We start from the raw sequence: 25,041 nt of genomic DNA on the forward strand, positions 1-25,041 counted from the left end.
GATACGTTAAATGCTTGTCAGAGGCAATATAAGAGTGACGGCTCCCCGCCGCAAACGGTGAGACTTCCCACTTCTCAGGCCGCAACCGTCGATGCAACGGATTTACGCTGGCCTCCGTGGGCAGAAACGACGAGTCCCGCCGCCTGTAATTTCTGTATGCTTTTGCGCTGGATGCTGAGCGCTGCGTTTATATCACGATCATGTGCGTACTTTGCCTGTAGCGCCGGAGGTGCAATGATAGAAACGCTTCAAGAGTGCGTTGCCGGCCAGAATACTCCGGAGTAGCCAGCCCAAAGTCCTTTGGGTTTTTCGCCTTATATCCCCGTCCGCGCTGTGATGGATATACGCCAAACACCATTGTAATGAAACATGCCGAGAAGGAAGCCAATAAAAACGAATAAAATGAGAAGCCAATGGAACTATCAAATAGTGATAAAATCTCGAAACCAATAAATGATAATAATAATCCTAATGGCGATATTAATAATGAAATTAAAAATGCCTCGGTAAGAAATTGATAGAAAATATCGGAATAACCTGCTTATACGGCAAGTCGTACACCAAGCTCTCTTCTACGTTCTCTGACACTGATTAAAATGGTATTCATAACACTAATTCCCGCAACAAAGAGCGTTACCGATGATATTGACAGCAGGAAAAGGTTAATTTCTGACTAAGTTTCATTCAACGTTTTTAATAATTCCGTAGTATTACGTATCTCATAGCTTTGTTGACATTTAAATTGTGATAACCGTTCCTCAACAGCGCGCTTAACGGGTTCAACATGAGAACCATTATCCTGCTACTCCACTCTATATTTTATTTTGCAACTCGATCTTTATCTTTTCGAAAACAGATTCATCTATGCATAATCCAATATTACCTTCTGCGCTAAAGCACACCAGAGGACGTTTGCTAGTACGTAGAATAAAATATTTGTTTCGTTTCTTTTGATAGTATCCGGATGAATAATGGATAATATGTATACCATTGCTGCGATGAAAGTCGTTCAGGGAAACGCCTTCTTCCCGGCGCAATGAGGAAATCGTCCATTCGTGCGAATATACTCCAGATTTCATCAGTAATTTTCCTTCTTTGACCACCGCCTTATTTGATAATAGTTGATAGCTCACAAATAAGGTGATGATGACAAGGAGTGTGGTTGTAATGCCGGCCACCAATTTATTGGGATTACTGCTATTGAGCCAGTATGGTACAGGCAGAAAAACCAAGGCAATAAGGACGAACATGGCGACGTTCATTAATATGACTTTGAGGTCCGGATTTAATCCCACAATATTGCTCATTCCACTGCCATTCCTAAAGATAATTTGGTAAAAAGATGAAAAGAAGCCGTGCTGGTTGAAAGGTCGCTATGGTTAATTTGGGGTAGATAATTTGCCATGCATACAGTAACGGCTGTTTGTACTGCCAGCCTTAAATAGGCTGCTACGTTAACCGTTGCTTCAGGTTGTTGTTTGATAGTTTCCCAAAATCGGTTACAGGTAATAATTTCTTCCCAAACTTCAACCGGGAATTTGGTATTTGACATTGACAGTCTCAGCTTATTTTCTTCGACCTCTCCTGGGGAAAGTAATGAACGTGGCACGCCAAATAGGCGAGTGCTATCAGTACCGGCATTAAAGGTAGGTATGACACTGTCAATGGCTGCTCCAGCAGCTATACCAATAAATGTGCGTCTTTTCATCATTCGTTCCTTTATAAGTTAACGGAATTCTTTTTTTACTGAGTGTTATACCTTTCATCTTTCAATTTGCTGTTTTGTTAGTTATTTTCATTTACCCAATTACATCGTTATCTATGTATCCTAGGGATGCATTCACTTGTCGCCGCGCTGCAATTTGAAATCTATTGGGTATACCACCTTATTCGATAAAAATTTCTGGCTTACAAATATGGATCATAGTGATGTTTGTAATTCAGATTCTGATCTAAAATCCAGCTTCAATTCCATGATATTGTTTATGTTATCATCATATCTAAAGATAATTTGGTAAAAAGGTGAATCACTTCTTTGCGTTCTGCCCGGGTCGTTGGAAGGTTAATATAACCACATTTTTGCGCGGCAAATAGGCAAGCCATGACTTCTTTCCTGATTGCTTCTCTGACCAGCGTATCTACCATTGCTCGATTGTTATAGATCCTGGCGAGGTGAAGAGAGGCAGCGTTGACCGAAATATCTTCATGATTAATTTGAGGACGATAATTTACCATGTGTTTTCCAGCTATTTTTGTCAGGGTAGTGACTAAGACAAATGCGGAGACACTCGTTGTCGTTGATACATTTACTGTGGTAGAGGTTTGCACGGTAACTACGACGGCCATATTAATGGCGGCAACCAGATCTGCCCCTGCGGTAAGGCTGGTATCATCTTTGTTATTCACAGGTTCCAGGATTTCTTTCAACCTGATAAGTGGAGGACTATCCGGCTGCTCTAATGGGATGTAATCTTTAAAATGTGCAACCAGATTAGCATCCTGACTCAGGTAATAATTAATCCGGTTTCTCAGGCTTGATTTCCTTTTATTTAGGCCGTAAGTCTTTAGTCGGGAAAATAACTCCTCATAGTCATTGGTTTTTACCGCATTCATTAAATCCTTATCATAGGTGATGAACAACAATAATTCCTCAGCGGAGCCGGGGCTAACAATATCTTTATCTATGCCGAATTCATTTAGGACTTTTTCAGGTGATGCTCGATACTCTAATGCTAATTCAGGCTGTTGTTTTATGGTTTCCCAAAATCGGTTATAGGTAATAATTTCTTCCCAAACTTCAACTGGAAGTTTGGCGTTTGACATTGACAGTCTGAGCTTATTTTCTTCAACCTCTCCTTGGGAAAGTAATGAACGTGGTACGCCAAATAGACGATTGCTGTTAGCCTTTGCGTTAACGGTTGGTATGACACTACCAATAGCTGCTCCTGCAGCTACGCCAATAAATGTACGTCGTTTCATTATTTACCTCTTATATTTGAGTCAACGGTATTTTCTGCTGCTGATTGATATATCAGAAGATTCAATCTTTCCTTAGCATTAAATTTTTTGATTACTGGAATAATTTCCTCGTGATAATTATCTAATAAATTCTGGCGTGTTCGTTTGTCCTTATGTAGGTAGGCACAGGCTTGGCAGGGATGAACGATTTTTTCCAGATTAATGTTGCTGTCTTGCGGGCGATATTTTTCCAGAATTTTGTACGGCCCCTCTGTCCGTAACCAGACTTTCATAAAGTCTTCCTCTTGACCTTTGAAAAGTTGAGCTAAATCGCCACTCTGCAACCGGCCAAGTTTCATTTCTGGGATATGCTCTAATGTCAGCCCACAACAGGCAGAAATTTCACCATGTGGTGTCAATACGATATTTTCAAAGACTTGATCACACCCTTTTGTCAGTTGTTGATCCCGGTTTGGCACGTTTTTTCGTTCTTCACTGGTATCATAGAATGGCATCCAGGTGTTTCGCTGTAAGCTAATTTTGTTTTGTTCTTTGAGACGTTTAATGATCGGATTTTGGGTAATTTGTGTTGCAATGGCGGAATCTGCGGTGTCCTGTTCCACTGTAATCAGTGTCGTAATGTTTTGCCCGGCCAAGGCTTCCGTTGCTGCAACCACGCTGTCGATTGGTACCCATTCACTGTGATCTTTCCCGGTACTGATATTTATTTCTGTAATACCGGCATCTGTTAAATCTTGGGCGATTTTTTGTGCTTTTTCCCGATTTTTTCCCCAATAACCATTAGTCACGCAACGGGTCAATAAGCCATGTTCAGAGGCAAAATGGATTGCTTCTATGAGATCTTTGCCTAGTAGGAAACATTCTCCTCCGCTAAAAACGACTAACTTTAACCCAGGAAAATTAGCTTTTGAATGTGTAATAAATTGTTTAATTTCATCCAGGCTGAGGCGTGCTTTCACAGAAGGATTACATTCAAAACAACACTCTTTGCAAGCGGCATTGCAAGTATATGTTGTGATTACCGTGGCTGTATTCGGATATTTTTCCCAATATCCGCTAGGAAAACATGACATAATTTACCCCCAGTTAGATTAATGGTCAGACGATATTCACTATTAACAGTATGGATTAATTTTGCAATATATTAGTTAATTAGATTCGTATTTTGAGTGTTTAGGCTAAGTATGACTTGTTAAAAATATGCTTATTTAGAGGCTGCTCACAAAATAGGGGGCAGAAATATTCCTTATGGAGGATAAAGTAAGTGAGAATAATTGGCTCGATAAGTCTTTAACTGAAATAATTTATAAACAATGCCAGATACAACTGGAAGTAATGTTTAATGGTGTATGGTGGCAGGATTGTACGTAACTTTGCTGTGCTTAAGGTCAATGTAATTGGTTTTTATCCAGTATTTAATCAGGGAATTTTGCCTCATAAATGTATAAATCGATATTGATGAAAAAAATACGATTTCCGGGTATCCTGAGCGATGTAAATTAGTTTTGTAATATAAGGAAAAATCGCCCTGGCTTAATTGAGTTTAGGTAGCATACCCAATAGATTTCAAATTGCAGCGTGGTGGCAAGTGAACGCAGCCAACAAAGCAGCAATTTGAAAGATGAAGGGTATATTAGGGTATTAACGTCTATGAGTCATATCGATCCTACTCTACTCGTGCTGTTGGTGCTGGCAACGCTAGGTATCATCAGCCACAACATGACTGTCACTCTTGCAATGTTGTTCCTGCTAGTTATTCGCATAACGCCATTAAACCAATTCTTCCCGTGGGTAGAAAAATATGGGCTGACTATTGGTGTGCTTATTTTGACTGTGGGAGTGATGGCACCTATCGCCAGTGGAAAGATCACTGTACAAGCGGTTCTCAACTCATTTATGAATTGGAAATCGTTATTGGCAATAGTGATCGGTGTTTTAGTCTCATGGTTGGGCAGCCGGGGTGTTTCCCTGATGTCTAATCAACCGTCGACAGTCGCTGGTTTGCTCGTGGGAACAGTACTGGGTGTGGCCATGTTTAAAGGTGTTCCGGTCGGGCCGCTGATTGCTGCGGGCATTTTGTCATTGCTAATTGGTAAGTCGTAATAGTTATGTTTCCAGAATTAAAGGCGATCCAGACAGAAATGCAGCAGCAAGGATTACGTCGTTTGCTGGTGCTAAGTGGAGATCATAATTGGTGCTACCGACAGGTTCATGAGTTACAGCAAAAGGTTACGGGTGATTGGTTATGGATTTCTTATCGCAAAGATAAGGCTGTGCTACCTGAAAAAGCAGCTGGATTATTGGGGCGGGAGTATCTGCATGGAGTATTTGATGCTACCGAAGGTTTTAATGCGGAAGCACTGGCGATACTGGCGGGTACGTTGAAAGCAGGAAGCTGGTTAGTGATGATGGTTCCACCATGGCACCAATGGGATTATCAACCAGACCGTGACAGTATTCGCTGGAATGAACAATCAGGTGCTATGCCAACACCAAATTTTATTCAGCATATTCAACGGCAAATTGCTAATGATTGTCAGGTTTTGCTATGGCGGCAAAATGATCCCTTTTATATCCCTGAATTGCCACAGTATAGAGAGTGGCAACTACCTGATGGTCAGCCAACAGACAGTCAGCATGCTATTTTGGCGCAACTTTTGCGGGCAAATCAGGGTGTATGGGTGATTACTGCCCCAAGAGGGCGAGGCAAATCAACGCTTGCTGGTATGTTGATACAACAATGGCAGGGAAATTGCTGGCTAACGGCGCCCGCAAAAGCAACAACTGAAGTTATCCGATGCTATTCGAGTGAAAAAGGACAATTCTGGGCAGTAGATAATTTGTTGAAGTATTGCAGACAAAATAGTGTGTCAGAGATTGATTGGTTGCTTATAGACGAAGCCGCTGCTATTCCAACGCCTCAGCTATTTGAACTTATTAATTATTTTCCCCGAATATTATTAACAACAACAGTACAGGGATATGAAGGTACCGGGCGAGGATTTTTACTTAAATTTTGTGCTGAAATTCCTGGCTGTCGTATATTGAATCTGATGGCACCTGTGCGTTGGGCGGAAAGTGATCCGCTGGAAAACTGGCTGGAAGAAGCTTTATTGTTTGAAGATGCCGTTCCTGCAAATCATTCTGCTAGAGTGATCAGTTATCACGTATATCAACAGCCGCAATGGGTGCAGCAACCTGAGTTACTAAAACAGTTTTATGGAATATTAACCAGTGCTCATTATAAAACCTCACCTTTAGATTTACGGCGTTTACTGGATGCTAAAGGAATGCAATTTGTTGCAGCTCTTGGAAATAACTCGTTGATTGGTGCTTTATGGCTGGTTGAAGAGGGGGGATTATCGTCTGAATTGGCACACGAAATATGGGCGGGAAGACGTCGTCCAAGAGGAAATTTGGTTGCTCAATCGTTAGCGGCCCACAGTGGTTTACCCCAGGCGGCTATTTTGAAATCTCAGAGAATTAGCAGGGTTGCGGTACAGGTTAATAGTCGCAGACAGGGAATTGCTCAGGGAATGATTGCGTTTCAACGAGAAAGAGCAGAAGGAGAAGGAATGGATTTTATTTCTGTCAGCTTTGGTTATACCGATGAACTTTGGGCGTTATGGCAAAAGTGTGGTTTCCAACTGGTACGGATGGGGACTCATCTGGAAGCCAGCAGCGGCTGTTATACCGCAATGGCAATTTTTCCACTGAGTCAACAAGGGATTGCACTTTGTGCTCAGGCACAACAGCAGCTTGCCCGTGATGCACATTGGTTGGAGTCACAGATTGGATTCAGTTTGCCTGTCGATCATCAGGCTGACCAACGTCTCAACCAAAATGACTGGCAGGAGCTTGCAGGTTTTGCATTTGCTCACCGGCCATTGTCTGCTTCATTGCCCGCTTTACAGCGATTGTTACTGAATTGTGATTTGCCGCTGACAGCACTAAGAAATCACCTTCAGCGGGAAATGAGTATTGAACAGTGTGTCGCTGAGTTAAAGTTGAATGGGCACAAGGCGTTAACGTTACTCTGGCGGCAAGAAACCTCGCAGGCTCTGGTCAGTCTCGACAAAAAACTTGCTATATACTGGCAGGAATGGACTACTGTTTTTTCTGAGGCCAATCGTCGTCTTCATCCCATTTGTCATTAAGATCCCGGTGAGGGGGGAGTTCTGGTTTATTATCCAAAAATTTTTTGACGTCCAGGCGGCGTAATTCTTTAATGGCATTGAGCAAAACACCAACCAGTAAAACCAAAATAATCCACCAGTAATCAGCTAACCATTGCATCGGGTTGTCTCCTGCTAAGTACGGAGGTAGTTTTCAAGTAGATAAGGCAGGTTAGCTGATAACCAGCCGATACCTGCGATATCATGCTGTTGCCATACATCCAGTAAAATCTGTTCAGTTAGCAATTTTTCCAATTGTTCAGATAGTGGCCAGTAGCTGATATGCCATGGTTCAGCAGCGATACTACCATTGTGATTCATAAAGGGACGGTAAAAGTTGAAAATCGGCATATTTTCAGTCAACCAGTGAGTTAATGGTTCAAAATAACCGCCTTTTTCATATTCCCAGGGTTCCAATTGTAATTTCTGGTTTTCCGATAGCATTGTTGGATCATAAATATCCAGTTCGGTTCCCCAATGATGACGGCTGGCACCGGGCAGGGCAGACCAGCGAAGAATAGCTTTACAGAGCTCACCTTCGGTTAACTGGGTAATATCCATTGGTTGGCTATTTTCATCCAATACAGGGCGTTTGCCCCGGAATTTGCCATTCCAGATAGTCTGTTGGCGCTGGAAATCGCGGAAAGTACTGGCAGGTTGCAAATTAAATCCCGCGCTTGCGGCTGCCTGCTGCATGGATAGAAAAGCCCTGGCTGCTTCCGGTTGTAACTGATGGTTGCCAGAAAGAGGAACCAAATGCTCGGTAGTCAGGCCGGTTAATATACTTGCGGTCGTCATTGGATTAGCTGCTCCATAACACGCTGATAAATTCGGCTAAGTTGTTGCAGATCTGCGGCACTGACAGACTCATTAACTTTATGAATTGTTGAGTTGATTGGCCCTAGTTCGACAACTTGAGCACCCATCCGGGCAATAAATCGTCCGTCAGATGTACCGCCACTGGTGGATAATTCAGGTTTATAGCCACAGTAATGGTCTATTGCTTGTACGACTGCATCGACCAATTTGCCTTTGGCTGTCAGGAAAGGCTCTCCTGGTAATATCCACTCAATAGTGTAATCCAGGTTGTGGTTTTTCAGGATAGTTTCAACCCGTTCACGGATTTGGCTATCGGTTAGTTCTGTACTGAAACGGAAATTGAATTGAACCTGTAAATTTCCAGGGATAACGTTGTGGCTGCCTGTTCCGGCATGAATATTGGCAATTTGCATACTGGTCGCTGGGAAAAACTCATTCCCTTCATCCCAGCGTGTACTGACTAGTTCTTGTAAGGCTGGGATAGCCCGGTGAATCGGGTTGTCAGCTAGATGTGGATAGGCAACATGGCCTTGAATGCCATGGACTGTCAAATTGGCTGTCAGGGAACCACGACGGCCATTTTTCACCATATCACCGAGGCGATATTGGCTGGAGGGTTCACCAATCAGACAATAATCCAGTTGCTCATTGCGGGACATCAATGCTTGAACTACTTTGACTGTACCATCGGTGGCCTTCGCTTCTTCATCTGAGGTGATAAGAAAAGCCAGGCGCCCATTGTGGTTAGGATAGCTGGTGACAAAGCGTTCGGCTGCAACAACCATGGCGGCCAGCGAACCTTTCATATCCGCTGCACCCCGGCCATATAACAGGCCATTACGAATAGTCGGTTCAAAAGGTGGATATTCCCATTGAGATTCGTCACCCGCAGGAACAACATCGGTATGTCCTGCAAAGGCCAGTGTCGAACCGGTACCACGATAAGCCCAGAAATTGTTTGTATCGCCGAAAGGCATCCGTTCAATGGTGAAGCCGAGTGCTTGCAAGCGGGAGATCATAATATCCTGACAACCTTTATCGTCTGGACTGACCGATGGTTGCCTGATGAGTTGTTGTGCGAGCTCAATTACAGGACAAGTCATCTTAAAGCGCCCCAGCAAAAAATTGCTGATATTTATCTGCGTTATAACCCAACAAGCAGTTACCTTTTGCAGAAATTAATAATGGACGCTTAATAATTGCGGGCTGTTCCAACATTAGCGCTTTTGCGACATCAGCGTTATTAATTGCGGCTCTCTGTTGGTCAGTAAGTTTACGCCAGGTTGTGCCGCGGGTGTTAATAAGTGATTCCCAGCCAAGTTTGTCAATAAATGATTGCAAGAGAGCTTCATTTAATCCATCTACACGATAATCATGAAAAAGGTAAGCGATTTTCTGTTCTTCCAGCCAATGACGGGCTTTTTTTATAGTGTCGCAGTTTTTGATCCCGTAGAGAGTAAAGGCAGAGTGAGAAGGTTTATCCGACATAAATAAGAGATCCCTAAAAAAAGTTAAATACCTAAACATAATGCTGGAAAATGCCAGTTTTATCCAGACGGTATCTTGATTTTTATTACCAGAGATATTAAGAGAGGGTTTGGTGAGCTGGTTCGTCTCACGCAGGTTATTGTGCTCAACAAAAATCATAGAAGCCGGTCCCCCGATTATAAACCTAAGGGAGCGGCTTAGTAAAAATATTAGGCTATCCCATTCTTTCTATGTTGCAGATACATAATTGTTGCTGCCAGACGGGAACGTACATTTAGTTTTTTTAACAAGTTTCTAATGTGTACTTTTACTGTTTCTTCAGAAATAAAGAGTACATCAGCAACTTCTTTATTGGTCATGCCACTGGAAACCTCTTTTAATACATCTAACTCACGTTTAGTCAATTCAGATAAAGGATCAACATGTTTATGGCGGTTAGCCAGATGTTGATATATTTTTTCACTAAATACAGTTTGTCCACGAGCTGCGTGGCGGATGCTGCTTAATAGCGAATCTAAATCGCTATCTTTGAGTAAATAGCCATTGGCGCCAGCGTCAATGGCTGCATAAACATCATTTCGGTCATCTGAAACGGATAATACCAGCACATAAGAGTTGATCCCTTTTCTGCGGATAGATTTAATTGTATCCACGCCTGAAAGACCATTCATATTGAGGTCTATCATAATGACATCAGGTTTGAGCTTGCATGCAATGTTTATTGCTTCTTCACCGTTGTCAGCTTCCGCAGTGACGGTAAGCGCACGGTCTAGCTCTACAATCTGTTTCAGGCCATGGCGAATGAGAGGGTGGTCATCAACTATCATCACTGAATGGTTATACATTGTCCTTCTCCCTTATAGGTAAAGCCACGAAATTCAGACTTTTAATTCGATTAATAGGCAGTAATGAATGAGTCTGCCCTAAATTAAATTGCTATAAAAAAATTTTATAAAAACCGATTGAGTTACAAAGTTGATAGCTCTGTAAGTCCAGAAAACACATCCTGATATAAAAAGATAAATAGCGCAAATTAGTTTGATAAGTAAAAAAAGAATGTGAGTAATTTTCACAAAAAACACATAACTTTGATGAGAAAAATAATATTGTAAATCAATTCGTTATAAATCTAATTATTAGATTTGTTTTCTTTTATAAAATTTATTTTAATTGAATTTATATTGAGAGTTTTTATCGGTTATAATTGTCATGGTTATTATAATTGTAATGATATTATTCCATGAATAATATTTCTGTATTTATATTATCCATACTTAGTATATGACGTTGATGGATAAATTCATCAGTGTTTTTTTTGAGCAAAAAAGTGCGAGTTTATTGGTTAAATACTGTCAAAGTTATGCTTTTACACCCTGTACCAATTATACTGGTTATGCTCTTACTCCAGATAATGTATATAAAAGGATCCGACAATGGACGAAAAATTAAAGCAGAGTGCATTGGATTTTCACCAGTTTCCACAACCGGGGAAAATCATGGTTACTCCAACTAAGCCTCTGACAACTCAGCGCGATTTGGCCTTAGCTTATTCACCAGGTGTTGCTGCGCCGTGTCTGGAGATTGCAGAAGATCCATTAGCGGCTTACAAATATACTGCGCGCGGCAATCTTGTTGCGGTGATTTCTAACGGTAGTGCGGTCTTAGGATTAGGGAATATTGGTGCACTGGCAGGTAAGCCAGTAATGGAAGGAAAAGGTGTACTGTTTAAAAAGTTCTCAGGGATTGATGTATTTGATATCGAAGTCGATGAATCTGATCCTGATAAATTGATTGATATTATTGCAGCATTAGAGCCGACTTTTGGGGGAATTAACCTCGAAGATATCAAAGCACCGGAATGTTTTTATATTGAACAAAAACTCCGGGAAAAAATGAATATTCCGGTATTCCATGATGACCAGCATGGCACAGCAATTATTTGTACTGCTGCTGTTCTCAATGGTTTACGGATTATGAAAAAAGAGATTTCAGAAGTTCGTCTGGTTGTTTCTGGCGCTGGTGCTGCATCGATTGCCTGTATGAATTTATTGGTTGCACTTGGACTGAAACGCGAAAATATCGTGGTATGTGACTCTAAGGGCGTTATTTATCGTGGCCGCGATGAAAATATGGAAGGAACTAAAGCCACTTATGCCATTGAAGACAATGGCAGCCGTACACTCGGTGATGTTATCCCAGGTGCAGATATTTTTCTGGGATGTTCCGGTCCGGGCGTGCTGACTCAAGATATGGTGAAAACCATGGCAAAAGATCCGCTTATCATGGCGCTGGCGAACCCTGAACCAGAAATCCTGCCTCCATTAGCTAAACAAGTTCGCCCTGATGCCATTATTTGTACTGGTCGTTCTGATTATCCGAATCAGGTTAATAACGTTCTCTGTTTCCCGTTCATTTTCCGTGGTGCGTTAGACGTTGGGGCAACAACTATCAACGAAGAGATGAAACTTGCTTGTGTTCACGCTATCGCGGATTTGGCGCTGGCAGAACAAAGTGAAGAAGTGGCTTCTGCGTATAATGATCAGGATCTGTTTTTTGGTCCAGAATATATTATTCCTAAACCATTTGATCCGCGTCTGATTGTTAAGATTGCCCCGGCAGTGGCTAAAGCGGCCATGGATTCCGGTGTAGCAACGCGTCCGATTAAAGATTTTAGTGCATACATAGAAAAGCTGAATGAGTTTGTCTATAAAACGAACTTGTTTATGAAACCTATTTTCTCTCAGGCGAAGAAAGCGAAAAAACGTATTGTTCTGGCCGAAGGGGAGGAAGTACGGGTATTGCATGCGACTCAGGAGCTAGTTTCTCTTGGATTGGCTTATCCGATCCTGATTGGCCGTCCAAGTGTTATCGAAAAGCGTATCCAGAAACTAGGGTTGCATATCGAAGCAGGTAAAGATTTTGAAGTTGTCAATAATGAGAACGACCCACGCTTCAAAGAGTATTGGCAGGAATATCATAATATTATGAAACGTCGTGGTATTTCTCCTGAACAAGCACGCCGAGCTGTTATTGGTAATCCAACCCTGATTGGGGCAATTATGGTGCTGCGCGGTGAGGCTGATGGCTTGATTTGTGGTACCGTTGGCAGTTATAGCGAACATTATGATGTGGTGAGAGATGTATTTGGCTTCCGTGAGGGGGTTCATACTGCGGGAGCAATGAACGCATTAATGTTGCCAAGTGGTAATACTTTTCTCGCTGATACCTATGTCAATCATGATCCAACGCCTGAACAACTGGCAGAGATTACGCTCATGGCGGCAGAGACTATTCGCCGTTTTGGTCTTGAGCCAAAAGTTGCACTGCTTTCTCATTCAAGTTTTGGTTCTACGGATTGCCCTTCCGCACAGAAAATGCGTCAGACGCTGGCATTGGTCAATCAGATGTCACCTTCGCTTGAAATTGATGGTGAAATGCATGGTGATGCTGCGTTGGTGGAAAGTATTCGCCGTGACATCATGCCAGATAGCCCATTGAAAGGTGCGGCGAATCTGTTAATTATGCCGAATATGGAATCTGCACGTATTAGTTATAACCTGCTGCGTGTCACCAGTTCTGAAGGCGTTACCGTGGGGCCGGTTCTGATGGGAGTTTCAAAACCAGTACACATTTTGACGCCAATTGCCTCTGTACGCCGTATTATCAATATGGTCGCTTTAGCTGCGGTTGAAGCGCAGACTCATCCATTGTAATTACAGATCTTAATTAATATGGGTTAAAACAGCCGCGGCATCCGATGGGAAGCTGGGCTGTTTATTATAAATAATTCTTATTATCTATACCCAATAGATTTCAAGATGGATCGCGGCGGCAAGGGAGCGAATCCCCGGGAGCATAGAGAACAATGTGACCGGGGTGAGTGAGTGCAGCCAACAAAGAGGCAACTTGAAAGATAACAGGTATATATGATGCGCAAAATATTCTATGGATAACGAACATTATGAAATTATTCACAGCTGTAAAATCCTTTCTGATTACCTGTGGCTTACTGCTCTTATCTGGATGTGTATCTGTACAACAAAAGCCAACGCTGCAAATACTTTCGCCGGAATTGATCCAACAAGGGGCTGTTATTGATCTTAAAACCGGCAACGTGCTTACTCCTGATGAATTGATCAATCGATTGGCATCACATCAGCGAATAGTTGTGGGTGAAAAACATGATAATACATACCATCATCAAATTGAGCTTTGGCTGGTTCAGCAACTTCTTCTCAAGAGAGAACATGGTTCGGTGTTGTTGGAAATGATTACCCCTGACCAGCAGGAAACAGTGAATAAAGTCAAAAGTTGGTTGCAAACTAAGCCTACTGTACGTGAAAGTCGTATAAAAGATTTACTGGCGTGGCATGTTGGATGGCCATGGGAATTATATGGTGGGTTGGTAATGGAACTTATGTATCAGCCTTATCCGCTCTTGGCGGCAAATCTGGCTCGTAGTGAAATTAAGGCTGCTTACAGCAATCCTCCTGTTTTGCAGGGAAATATTTCTGTTGCTGAAAATGTGAAATCAAAGATCGCAGCGACGATTAAAGATGCCCATGGTGGTGAAATAACTGAGCAACAGTTATCTGCTATGACAACTATTCAGCAAATGCGGGATCGCAGAATGGCAGAGCAATTACTTAAAGCACCTGTTCCTGCCACATTGATTGTGGGTGGATACCATGCAACGAAAGTGATGGGTGTTCCTCTGCACATTAAAGATTTGTCGCCACCAGAGGATTTTGTTGTGCTGATTATCTCGGAGAAAACAAATGTACTGGATAGTCAGCATGCTGATTATGTCTGGTATACACCAGTGAAAAAACTATAGATATTTTACATAATTAATTGTTTTTACCTATATTCTAAGGATCTTGGCATATGGATGTGCGCAAGTTAACGATATGTGTAAAAATAATTTTCATTAACATATGAAATTAATTATCATTATCGAATGGTAATTAAAATTATGCGCTCTAACTCATGTTGACGTTGACACACCCTGTCTTTCAAACCAGTCATTTTAAAAAAGGGCTGGTTTTCGCTATTGCTGCTCATCTCATTTGGGCTGGATGGATTATCTACCAGCCAAAAGAAATTTTGGTTAATGAATTGATGCCACCGCCAGCGGTGATGATGGAGCTTTCATTGCTGACAGAAGCGATACATCAGATACAAAAGCAACCTATTGGTATTGAACAGCAACTCTCTGTTGCCAGCCTACAGCAAGAAAGTGCGATTAATGAAGTTAAGGCGCCTGAGCTTATTAAAGATGAACAAGCGCAGATTTTGGTGCATGAACCTAAAAAACAAAAAAAGAACCATGAAGAGCCTAAAAAAACACCGCCAGTAAAACGCCAACAGGTAGAAGAACAAGAGAGTGAAAAATCTCAAAATAGTGCCGCTTCAGTGAGTAGTACTGCCACTTCGGCGAATTTGACTTCGCGAGTTGCTGCTTCTTATGATAGCGATTCAGATGCTGTTGTTGATGCGGATGCTGCATGGCGAGCTGAAGTTATCGGGCATTTAAACCGTTATAAACGCTATCCGGAGGATGCGCAGAGAAGAAACCGTACTGGCCGGCCTACGGTCAGGTTCACTATTGATAAACAAGGATGTGTTACTAACAGCGTTTTGGTTCATCGCTCAGGTACCCATTCTTTGGACAGGGAAGCGAAACAAGTTTTGGCAAGAGCGCAGCCATTGCCAGCTCCTCCCGATATTATTTTAAACGGCGGTGAAATTACGATAGAACTTCCAATTGATTTTAGTTTAATCAATTAATATCTTTAATGATTTAAGGACAGCATATATGCTAAGGCAGCAATCACAGTTTGCCCTGAAGACTAAAGGGTTGTTGGTAACGTTTTTATTAAGTGGCTGGTTGAGTTCAGCTGCGGCAGAGGAAGAAATTATGCCACCAAAGGCAATGAAACAACCACATCAGATGACTATTCATGGTGATACTCGTACAGATGATTATTACTGGATGAGGGATGATAATCGCCAGGATCAAAAAATTATTGATCATTTGATAGCTGAAAATAAATATACTGAGCAGATGCTGAAACCCGGTGAGCAATTGCGGGATACGTTATACGAAGAAATGATTGGTCGGATGAAACAGGATGATCAATCTGTGCCATATGCTTATAACGGGTATATTTATCGTACAGTTTACGAAGCTGGAAAAGATTTTCCGATTTATCAGCGTAAACCAGTTGATAATTCATTAGATTGGCAGATTTTGGTTGATGGTAATGAAAGGGCTAAAGGACATGAATATTATCAGCTGAGTAATTTTGCTATTACTCCAGATAATAAACGTATTGCAATAGCTGAAGATACTCAGGGGCGCCGTAATTATCAGATCTCTTTTAAAGAGATCGGTGATAAACAGTGGAATAATGGCGCAATAAACAATACTTCCGGCAATATTGTCTGGGCAAATGATAATAGCACACTGTTTTATGTGCGCAGACATGCTCAAACTCTGTTGCCATATCAGGTATTTCGTCATCAATATGGTACAAATACTACTGAAGATCAGAAAGTATATCAGGAAGAAGATGAGCGTTTTTACTTAGGTTTATCTAAAAGTTCCTCCCGTGATTATATTATGTTGTCGATAACCAGCACTTCGACTTCGGAATATTTACTGATTGATGCAAATAAACCACAAGCTGAACTTCAAGTATTTTTCCCCCGTCAAGAAGGTCGGGAGTATTATGTAGACCATTTCCGTAATCATTTCTACATTCGTTCAAATCATGAAAATGAAACCTATGGATTTTATCAGACAGATGCAATAAATACCCCGTGGAAAACAGTTATTGCTCCACAGCAGGATAGTGATCTTGAAGATTTCGTATTGTTCAATAATTGGTTAGTTGTACAGGAGCGAACAAAAGGATTGCCGACAATTCGTCAGATTAATTGGGAAACACAGCAAGAAAAACAAATTAAATTTGATGATCCAAGTTATATGGCATGGATTGATTACAACCCTGAACCTGATACTGATTTTGTACGTTATGGTTATTCGTCTATGACTACACCAAGTTCAACATTCCAGTGGAATATGAGAACAGGCGAGCGGGAATTACTTAAGCAGCAGGAAGTAAAAGGGTTCGATAAACATAATTATGAAAGTCAGCGTATTTGGGTGAACACTCGTGACGGTGTGGAAGTTCCGGTTTCTCTGGTTTATCGTAAGTCACTGTTCGAAAAAGGCCATAACCCAATATTGATATATGGATATGGGGCTTATGGTGCGAGTATGGATCCGGCATTCAGCTCACCACGATTGAGTTTATTGGATAGAGGTTTTGTTTACGCGTTGGTGCATGTGCGTGGTGGTGGTGAATTAGGTAAACAATGGTATCTGCAAGGTAAAGTCGAGAATAAAATGAATAGTTTTAATGACTTTATCGATGTGACCAGGGAGCTGATTGCCCAGAAATATGGTGACAGTAAGCGTGTTTATGCTATGGGGGGCAGTGCTGGTGGTTTGCTGATGGGAGCCGTGATTAATCAGGCACCGGAATTGTATCGCGGTGTTGTTGCTCAGGTTCCATTTGTTGATGCTGTTACAACCATGCTCGATCCTTCTATTCCACTGACAATAGGAGAATATGAAGAGTGGGGTAATCCTGAAAATAAAGAAGATTATTTCCGAATTAAATCATATAGCCCATATGATAATATAAAACCTCAACGCTATCCCAATTTATTGGTCACGAGTGGATTTCATGATTCACAGGTTCAATATTGGGAGCCAGCTAAATGGGTAGCAAAATTACGCGATATCAAGAAAGGTGACTCTGTTTTATTACTGGAAACTAATATGAATGCGGGACATGGTGGTAAATCAGGCCGTTTTAATCGTTTGAAAGACACTGCATTAGATTACAGTTTTATCTTAATGTTGGATGATGCTAAAAAGTATTTCCCGCAATTAAAAGATAACTGAAAGAAACTATAAATATAAGTTTGTTATTTAAAGCACTGATAATTATTTATCAGTGCTGAATCTTTTTATTTTTTTTAAGACTGACATGTGAGCAAATATTTATCTTTATGAATTTGGGATGATTGAAATGAAAATAATGACAAAAATAGCAGGGGCCAGTGTCGTGTTGATTGGGCTTCAAGGGCTTGCTTATGGTGAAGAAAAGCAAGAGAGGAAATCAGAGAAGGTACTGAAATTCAGCAGCCTTAAGGTTTCAGGTTCGCAAGATAATGCTGAAGTGCGGGCAATGGAAAAGCCCGGTTCTTATAGTTCTAAAGGTGAAGATACTAAACTTCAGTCAATCGATAGCATATTACGCAGTATGCCCGGAACCTATACGCAAATAGATCCGGGCCAAGGAACAGTGAGTGTAAATATCCGTGGATTAAGTGGTTTTGGTCGGGTTAATATGATGGTTGATGGCGTTAGCCAGAGTTTTTATGGTACATCTCCGACGAGCCCAATTCACGGTACGACTTACAACCAATTCGGTACAATAATTGATCCTAATTTTATTGTGGGGGTTGATGTTAACCGTGGTCAATCTGATGGTTCAAATAGCGTTAATGCCTTGGTAGGTAGTGCTAATTTCCGCACAATTGGCGTAGATGATGTGATATTCTCTGGGAATTCGCTGGGAGTACGCACAAAAGCAACTTATGGCAATAATGGCATTGGTCATAATGGCATGATAGCGGTTGCAGGTAAAATACCGGCTTTTAGTTCTGAGGGTTCACTTGGTGCTATGTTAGCTGTCAGCGGGCATTCAATTGATGCGCATTATAAGAATGGCGACGGAGTATTAAGTGATGAGTTTGCTACCAATAAATCATTTAAACAAAAACCCAATTCGCAATTAATGAAAATAAATATTAAACCGAGCGAATTTCATGATATGGAGCTCAGTGGGCGGAATTATCATAATAAATTTACCCGCCGACATATTGATAGTCGGGATGTTTATTTAAAATATAATTACACACCATTCAGTGAATGGGTTGATATAAAATTATTGGCCAGCACCAGTGAGAGTAGTCAACGCTACGAAGGTGATTCACTTTTTGAGTTGATAAATAGCAGAGCCAAAAACAAGTCAGATGCAATAGATATCAGTAACATTAGTCGATTCGACTATGGTAATACAGATTTTGAGCTAACATTCGGCAGTAAATTGATGAAAACCGAATATAGCAAAACAACAGATAGTATTTACTCTGGTAAAGGTCGAAATGAGGAAGAAAAGAAAAAATATGAAAAAACGGATAGGGAAGCAAAAGAAAATAATGTCTTTGCACCAAGTGGTAAACAGGATATTGCCAGTATTTATGGTGGGTTGAAAATGAATCGTGGGATTTATCAGGCTAATATTACCTTTAATTATATGGACTACAGTGTTAAAGGTCATAAACCGGCTTGTGATCTGCGGATTCTTTGTTTCCCTCAGGGGGCAACCAACCTGAATTTGAAAGAACATGGATTTAATCCAGGTATTTTACTATCAGCAGAAATTATTCCTGAATTCCAGCCATTCGTCAGTTATGCTCGTTCAATGAGAGCGCCAAACATTCAGGAAACTTTCTATAATAATGAAGGTGGTGGTTCCATGAATCCATTTTTGAAGGGAGAAACAGCAGATACTTATGAAATTGGTTTTAATAGTTTTCGTCCAGACTTGATTGTTAAGGGAGATATTTTCCGCCTGAAAGCTGCCTGGTATCACTCTAAAGTAAAAAATTATATTCTCAGTGATATCTGGATTATTTGTGGTAATAGGAAAACATGTAAAAACGATAGTTCACTGGACAATTACGATACAGTCGATCCTAACATCAAAATGTATATCTATCACAATAGCTTAACGCCGGTGACAATACGTGGATATGAAGTTGCTGCTGATTATGATGCGGGTGTGTTTTATAGCAAATTGGCTTATAGCTGGCAAAAAACGCGCCAGCCAACTTCAGCCGCTACAGCGTATTTTGGTGCCGATCCTGTGTCACAATTACCTGATAGTTTTATGACTCTGGATACAGGTGTTCGTTTATTTGATGAGAAATTCCGTATTGGTGCGATTGTTAAATATACCGGCGATTCTCATAAGCTAGATCCAGATCAATATAATGTTGATAGTGATGGGCGGGTTGTGATGCAAAAAGAGCCTAAAATTCCAACGATAGTTGATCTTTATAGTGATTATCAGATAAACGAAAACGTGTTGTTGAAATTTTCAGTACAAAACCTGGCAAACAAGAACTATTCTGAAGCACTTAACCGTGTAAATTCTTCTCCGGTAATGACCGAACAAACTTCAGCTATGCAAACAGCCAGAGGGCGTACCTATATTGCAAGTGCAGAAATTCGTTTCTGATGTAAGAAAATAATGGCAAGGGAATTGCCACTATTCCTGATTTGCTCGCCGTTTCTGGCGTTCTTTCTTTACTTTAATAATTTCACTTTCAACCCAACCATCTTGTAAACGGGTTCTCAGAACATCACCAACATGTACTTGTTTGGTTTGTTTTAGTAATTTTCCATCAGATGTTTCACTGATGCTGTAACCACGAGCTAATGTTGCCAGTGGGCTAACCGCTTCCATGCGTGAACAAGAAACGGCAAATTTTTCTCTGGAGCGGCTGAGTTGTCGTTCAATTGCTTGTTTTAGCCGGAAATCCTGTTGTTGAATTTGTTGGCTATACTGGCGGATCTGCTGACCAGGTTCTGAATGCCAGAGGCGTTGCTGCAATTTCTCATATGCCAGATCGCTTTGTCGTAGATGTCGTCGCAAGCTGTCAGTGAGTCGTTGGCGTAAACTGACCAGCAAGTTTTGCTGACGAGCCAGTCGTAAATGAGGGTGTTGTTGCTGTAAACGATGAGATAACAAACTAAATATACGTTGTTTCTGGGCAAAGAAGTAATCCATTGCCATTTCCAGTCGCTGCTGTTGTGATTGAATTTGACGTAACAATTCAAGCTGATTACGGCTGACTAACTCAGCTGCTGCTGATGGTGTGGGTGCGCGTAAATCTGCCACAAAATCAGCAATGGTGACATCTGTTTCATGACCTACCGCACTGACTATCGGAATATCACTGTGAAAAATTGCTCTGGCAACATGCTCATCGTTAAAACTCCATAAATCTTCTAGCGAGCCGCCACCGCGCCCAACGATTAATACATCGCATTCTTGCCTTTTGTTAGCTAATTCAATAGCTTGGATAATCTGTAAGGGTGCTTCTGTACCCTGAACAGCCGTTGGATAAATGATGATGGGTAATGATGGATCGCGACGCTTTAAAATATTCAAAATATCATGCAGAGCAGCGCCACTGGCTGAAGTAATCACACCAAGCTGTTGAGCCGGAGAGGGCAGGTTTTTTTTATAGCGTTGGTCAAATAATCCTTCATCATTGAGTTTTTGTTTCAATAATTCAAACTGTTGCTGCAATAGGCCATCACCGGCGGGTTGCATGCTTTCAACAATAAGTTGATAGTCTCCTCTTGGTTCATAAAGTGTAATCGCAGCGCGAACTAAGACTTGCTGACCATTTTGTGGTCTGAATGTCACACGTTGATTGCTATTGCGAAACATCGCCGCTCGCACCTGGGCACGTTCATCTTTTAGTGTGAAGTACCAGTGACCAGAAGAAGGTTGAGAAAAGTTGGATATTTCAGCGCTCAGCCAAATTCTTCCCATTTCCATTTCGAGCAGTTGCCGAACTGTCTGATTGAGGCGACTGACAGAAAAAATTCCAGTATTAAGAGGTAGTGACATGTGAGAAAGATCAAATTTCAAAACAAGAACTTAATATGCTGATACTAACCTTCATGATGAAGTAAGCAAGAAATTTTTTAATAAAATGCTGGAGGCAACCGATTACGTTCTGTATAATGCCGCGGCAATATTTTATCCCTTAAATTTTCAGCAGCTTGGTGAGATATTGCTTATGTTACGAATTAAAAAAGAAGCTTTAACCTTTGACGATGTTCTGTTAGTTCCTGCCCACTCAACTGTTTTGCCTAACACTGCTGACTTGTCTACTCAATTGACTTCCACTATTCGTCTGAATGTTCCTATGTTATCCGCGGCTATGGATACCGTGACTGAATCTGCCTTGGCTATTGCACTGGCTCAGGAAGGTGGAATGGGTTTCATCCATAAAAATATGTCGATTGAACGTCAAGCAGAAGAAGTTAGCCGAGTAAAAAAACATGAGAGTGGTGTTGTAACAGATCCTGTCACTGTGACACCTAAAACAACGCTGCGTGAAGTTAAAGGACTAACAGAACGTAATGGTTTTGCTGGTTACCCTGTTGTCACTGAAGGAAATGAGTTGGTTGGTATTATTACTGGTCGTGATGTACGTTTCGTTACTGATCTGGATCAGCCTGTTACTGCGGTAATGACGCCTAAAGAGCGTTTAGTAACAGTAAAAGAAGGTGAAGCCCGTGAAGTTGTGTTGCAGAAAATGCACGAAAAACGTGTCGAAAAAGCGCTGGTAGTTGATGAAAACTTTCATCTGCTTGGCATGATCACGGTGAAAGATTTTCAGAAAGCAGAACGTAAGCCAAACGCCTGTAAAGATGAACGTGGCCGTTTACGTGTTGGTGCAGCGGTTGGCGCTGGTGCTGGCAATGAGGAGCGGGTTGATGCGTTGGTTGCTGCTGGTATTGATGTTTTGCTGATTGATTCATCACATGGCCATTCTGAAGGTGTATTACAACGTATTCGTGAAACTCGCGCTAAGTACCCAAATCTGCAAATTATTGGTGGTAACGTAGCGACTGGGGAAGGTGCAAAAGCGCTGGTAGAGGCGGGTGTCAATGCAGTTAAAGTTGGTATCGGTCCTGGTTCTATCTGTACTACCCGTATTGTTACCGGGGTAGGGGTGCCACAAATTACCGCTATCTCTGATGCGGTTGCAGCGTTGGAAGGCACCGGTATTCCAGTTATTGCTGATGGTGGTATTCGTTTCTCTGGCGATATTGCCAAAGCCATTGCTGCGGGAGCGTCCTGTGTTATGGTGGGTTCTATGTTGGCCGGGACAGAAGAGTCACCTGGAGAAATTGAGTTGTACCAGGGGCGTTCATTTAAATCTTATCGTGGTATGGGCTCGTTGGGGGCGATGTCTAAAGGCTCTTCTGATCGATACTTCCAAACTGATAATGCCGCAGATAAGCTGGTACCGGAAGGTATTGAAGGCCGTGTTGCCTATAAGGGCTTGTTGAAAAACATTATCCATCAGCAAATGGGGGGGGTGCGCTCCTGTATGGGGTTGACAGGTTGTGGAACCATTGAGGAATTGAGAACTAAAGCAGAATTTGTTCGTATCAGTGGTGCAGGTATTCAGGAAAGTCACGTTCACGATGTGACCATTACTAAAGAGTCTCCAAACTACCGTTTAGGTCTGTAATTCATATTTATTGTGGCCTGAAACAGGCCACTTAATCTTTTTTTATTTTTACTATTTGTTTTTGGAATTCCCCGCACATGACAACTAATATCCATCAGCACCGCATTCTTATCCTTGATTTTGGTTCGCAATATACTCAGTTGATTGCTCGTCGTATCCGTGAAATCGGGGTTTACTGTGAACTTTGGGCATGGGATGTCACTGAAGAGCAAATCCGCGAATTTAATCCAAGCGGTATCATTCTTTCCGGTGGTCCGGAAAGTACCACAGCGCAAGGAAGTCCACGTGCACCTGAATATGTTTTTAACGCGGGTGTTCCTGTTCTGGGTGTTTGCTATGGCATGCAAACTATGTCGGTGCAGTTTGGTGGTAAAGTAGAAGATTCTACTGAGCGTGAATTCGGTTATGCGCAGGTTGAAATTAAAGCTGAAAGTGCATTATTCCGTGGGATTCAGGATTCATTAAATGAACAGGGTCAACCATTACTGGATGTATGGATGAGTCATGGTGATAAAGTCACCTCAATTCCTGCGGACTTTATCACTATTGCCAGCACTGATACCTGTCCATTTGCCATTATAGCGAATGAAGAAAAGCGTTTTTATGGCGTACAATTCCATCCGGAAGTCACCCATACCCATCAGGGGCAGCATATACTGGAACGTTTTGTCTTGGATATATGCCAATGTGAAGCACTGTGGACCCCAGCTTCTATTATCGAAGATACCGTTGTACGCCTGCGTGAACAGGTTGGTGAGGATCACGTTATTTTAGGGCTGTCCGGTGGTGTTGATTCTTCTGTCACCGCTTTATTACTGCATCGCGCAATTGGTAAACGTCTGACTTGTGTATTTGTTGATAATGGTTTGCTGCGTTTGAATGAAGCTGATCAGGTGATGGAAATGTTTGCTGGTAAATTTGGGCTAAATATTGTTCATGTTCCCGCCGAAGATCGCTTTCTTGCTGCTCTAGCAGGCATCAACGATCCAGAAGAGAAGCGTAAAACGATTGGTCGTGTGTTTGTTGAAGTCTTTGATGAAGAGGCAAGTAAACAGACTCAGGTTAAATGGTTGGCACAAGGTACTATTTATCCAGATGTTATCGAATCAGCGGCATCTGCGACAGGTAAGGCGCATGTTATCAAATCTCATCATAACGTAGGTGGTTTGCCAGAAGAGATGAAACTGGGATTGGTGGAACCGTTGAAAGAATTGTTCAAAGATGAAGTGCGTAAGATTGGTCTGGAGTTGGGATTGCCTTCTGACATGCTAAACCGCCATCCATTCCCAGGCCCCGGCTTAGGTGTTCGTGTACTGGGTGAAGTGAAGAAAGAGTATTGCGATTTATTGCGTCGGGCGGATGCTATCTTTATTGAAGAGCTGCATAAGGCTGATTTGTACAACAAAGTCAGTCAGGCATTCACTGTGTTCTTACCGGTTCGTTCGGTGGGCGTTATGGGGGATGGCCGTAAATATGATTGGGTTGTCTCGTTAAGGGCAGTAGAAACTATTGATTTTATGACTGCACATTGGGCACATTTGCCATATGATTTTCTTGGCCGGGTTTCTAACCGGATTATTAATGAAGTCAACGGAATATCAAGAGTGGTTTATGACGTTAGCGGTAAACCACCTGCGACTATTGAGTGGGAATGATTTAGATCCTTCCCATATCACTCCAAATCGTCATGTTTCATTAATTAAGGCCCTAATTTTAGGGCCTTTTTGTCTCCGATTTTCACCAAATCAAACGTAAACGCCCAGTTAAGCAGTGAGAGCTTCACATAATGTCGTCGATATTGACATTCCATGGCAGCAAATCGTGCAGTGAGTCATTGGCATGGCGTTTGGGTAATTCCGTAAAGATATGTCGAAAGTAAAAATAAGGGTTGATATCATTGGCACGGCAGGTCATCACCAGACGGTATAAGTTGGTGCTCTCAAAAGCGCCTTCAGCTGAAGTTAAAAACATCCAGTTCTTGTGTCTGGTCGTAAACGGGCGGATATCCCGCTATCAATACTGATATGACCGTCTTCCAGATAGACAATCAGCTTCGGCCATTGGTTCAGGGTATATGTGATCGCGGTGCCGATGGCACTTTTCGGTAACTCGTCAATAAGAATGGCTAGGGTTCCCTTTCAAGGGTTCCGCT

19 protein-coding genes and 4 pseudogenes are annotated in these 25,041 nt (G+C 41.8%); 10 read left to right on the forward strand and 13 right to left on the reverse strand.

Translation table 11 applies throughout. The features are described from left to right. Positions 1–74: 74 nt before the first annotated feature. Positions 75–203: pseudogene (locus BO26_RS21930) on the reverse strand (RNA-guided endonuclease TnpB family protein); the annotation flags it as partial. Between BO26_RS21930 and BO26_RS23405 the strand changes: the two are divergent. Continuing rightward, a pseudogene (locus BO26_RS23405) lies at positions 199–285 on the forward strand (IS200/IS605 family transposase); the annotation flags it as partial. The pseudogenes BO26_RS21930 and BO26_RS23405 overlap by 5 nt on opposite strands. 49 nt (positions 286–334) lie before the next feature. Here BO26_RS23405 and BO26_RS24805 read toward each other — a convergent pair. From BO26_RS24805 to BO26_RS05540, 5 genes and pseudogenes are all read right to left on the reverse strand, one after another. After that, a pseudogene (locus tag BO26_RS24805) lies at positions 335–667 on the reverse strand (FtsX-like permease family protein); the annotation flags it as partial. 145 nt (positions 668–812) lie between these two features. Further along, positions 813–1,307 (reverse strand): hypothetical protein, encoded by a 495-nt coding sequence (locus BO26_RS05525; protein WP_036769716.1) that lies wholly within the window; start codon positions 1,305–1,307, stop codon positions 813–815. Further along, complete coding sequence (locus BO26_RS05530; protein ID WP_236637345.1) at positions 1,304–1,711, reverse strand: hypothetical protein; 408 nt, start codon at positions 1,709–1,711, stop codon at positions 1,304–1,306. Before BO26_RS05530 ends, BO26_RS05525 begins: the two co-directional genes overlap by 4 nt. 272 nt (positions 1,712–1,983) lie before the next feature. After that, on the reverse strand, positions 1,984–2,979 hold the full coding sequence (locus BO26_RS05535; protein WP_036769721.1) for a hypothetical protein: 996 nt from the start codon (positions 2,977–2,979) through the stop codon (positions 1,984–1,986). Then, on the reverse strand, positions 2,979–4,052 hold the full coding sequence (locus tag BO26_RS05540) for a radical SAM protein (protein WP_036769723.1): 1,074 nt from the start codon (positions 4,050–4,052) through the stop codon (positions 2,979–2,981). Before BO26_RS05540 ends, BO26_RS05535 begins: the two co-directional genes overlap by 1 nt. Positions 4,053–4,629: 577 nt before the next feature. Between BO26_RS05540 and BO26_RS05545 the strand changes: the two genes are divergently transcribed. After that, entirely contained in the window at positions 4,630–5,082 is a 453-nt protein-coding gene (locus BO26_RS05545) for a DUF441 domain-containing protein (RefSeq protein WP_036769869.1), read from the forward strand. A gap of 5 nt (positions 5,083–5,087) precedes the next feature. Next, positions 5,088–7,136, forward strand: a complete 2,049-nt coding sequence (locus tag BO26_RS05550) for a tRNA(Met) cytidine acetyltransferase TmcA (protein WP_036769726.1) — start codon at positions 5,088–5,090, stop codon at positions 7,134–7,136. Here the strand turns inward: BO26_RS05550 and BO26_RS05555 are convergent. The 5 genes from BO26_RS05555 to BO26_RS05575 all read right to left on the reverse strand — a co-directional run bounded on the left by BO26_RS05555 (position 7,087) and on the right by BO26_RS05575 (position 10,306). After that, on the reverse strand, positions 7,087–7,275 hold the full coding sequence (locus BO26_RS05555) for a YpfN family protein (protein WP_036769728.1): 189 nt from the start codon (positions 7,273–7,275) through the stop codon (positions 7,087–7,089). The two genes, BO26_RS05550 and BO26_RS05555, sit on opposite strands and share 50 nt — an antisense overlap. 14 nt (positions 7,276–7,289) lie before the next feature. After that, complete coding sequence (locus BO26_RS05560) at positions 7,290–7,952, reverse strand: M15 family metallopeptidase (protein ID WP_036769731.1); 663 nt, start codon at positions 7,950–7,952, stop codon at positions 7,290–7,292. Further along, positions 7,949–9,076 carry a succinyl-diaminopimelate desuccinylase gene (gene dapE / locus BO26_RS05565; protein ID WP_036769733.1) on the reverse strand — a complete coding sequence of 376 codons (1,128 nt, stop codon included), beginning with the start codon at positions 9,074–9,076 and terminating at the stop codon, positions 7,949–7,951. Before dapE ends, BO26_RS05560 begins: the two co-directional genes overlap by 4 nt. A gap of 1 nt (position 9,077) precedes the next feature. Beyond that, positions 9,078–9,461, reverse strand: coding sequence for an ArsC family reductase (locus BO26_RS05570; protein ID WP_036769870.1), 384 nt, complete (start codon positions 9,459–9,461; stop codon positions 9,078–9,080). A gap of 209 nt (positions 9,462–9,670) precedes the next feature. Next, complete coding sequence (locus tag BO26_RS05575; RefSeq protein WP_015833959.1) at positions 9,671–10,306, reverse strand: response regulator; 636 nt, start codon at positions 10,304–10,306, stop codon at positions 9,671–9,673. 588 nt (positions 10,307–10,894) lie between these two features. Here BO26_RS05575 and maeB point away from each other — a divergent pair. The 5 genes from maeB to BO26_RS05600 all read left to right on the forward strand — a co-directional run bounded on the left by maeB (position 10,895) and on the right by BO26_RS05600 (position 19,846). Next, positions 10,895–13,174 (forward strand): NADP-dependent oxaloacetate-decarboxylating malate dehydrogenase, encoded by a 2,280-nt coding sequence (gene maeB, locus BO26_RS05580; RefSeq protein ID WP_036769735.1) that lies wholly within the window; start codon positions 10,895–10,897, stop codon positions 13,172–13,174. A 248-nt stretch (positions 13,175–13,422) separates the two neighbouring features. Next, entirely contained in the window at positions 13,423–14,298 is an 876-nt protein-coding gene (locus tag BO26_RS05585) for a ChaN family lipoprotein (protein ID WP_036769736.1), read from the forward strand. Positions 14,299–14,450: 152 nt separating this feature from the next. Continuing rightward, positions 14,451–15,251: an energy transducer TonB gene (locus tag BO26_RS05590; protein WP_036769737.1), complete on the forward strand. Its 801-nt coding sequence runs from the start codon at positions 14,451–14,453 to the stop codon at positions 15,249–15,251. A 130-nt stretch (positions 15,252–15,381) separates the two neighbouring features. After that, entirely contained in the window at positions 15,382–17,439 is a 2,058-nt protein-coding gene (locus tag BO26_RS05595; protein WP_036769873.1) for a S9 family peptidase, read from the forward strand. Positions 17,440–17,566: 127 nt separating this feature from the next. Further along, positions 17,567–19,846: a TonB-dependent receptor domain-containing protein gene (locus BO26_RS05600; RefSeq protein ID WP_036769739.1), complete on the forward strand. Its 2,280-nt coding sequence runs from the start codon at positions 17,567–17,569 to the stop codon at positions 19,844–19,846. A 30-nt stretch (positions 19,847–19,876) separates the two neighbouring features. Here BO26_RS05600 and xseA read toward each other — a convergent pair whose 3' ends face one another. Next, a complete protein-coding gene (gene xseA / locus BO26_RS05605) occupies positions 19,877–21,250 on the reverse strand; it encodes an exodeoxyribonuclease VII large subunit (protein WP_036769740.1) in 1,374 nt (457 codons plus the stop codon). A 172-nt stretch (positions 21,251–21,422) separates the two neighbouring features. Between xseA and guaB the strand changes: the two genes are divergently transcribed. Together guaB and guaA are read left to right on the forward strand one after the other, a co-directional pair. Next, entirely contained in the window at positions 21,423–22,889 is a 1,467-nt protein-coding gene (guaB, locus tag BO26_RS05610) for an IMP dehydrogenase (protein WP_036769874.1), read from the forward strand. Positions 22,890–22,966: 77 nt separating this feature from the next. Continuing rightward, on the forward strand, positions 22,967–24,544 hold the full coding sequence (guaA, locus tag BO26_RS05615; protein WP_036769741.1) for a glutamine-hydrolyzing GMP synthase: 1,578 nt from the start codon (positions 22,967–22,969) through the stop codon (positions 24,542–24,544). A gap of 124 nt (positions 24,545–24,668) precedes the next feature. Here guaA and BO26_RS21940 read toward each other — a convergent pair. Continuing rightward, positions 24,669–24,997: pseudogene (locus BO26_RS21940) on the reverse strand (transposase domain-containing protein); the annotation flags it as partial. Positions 24,998–25,041: the final 44 nt, after the last annotated feature.

Origin of the sequence: Photorhabdus australis DSM 17609 (genome assembly GCF_000711895.1) — a bacterium.
GTDB lineage: Bacteria > Pseudomonadota > Gammaproteobacteria > Enterobacterales > Enterobacteriaceae > Photorhabdus > Photorhabdus australis.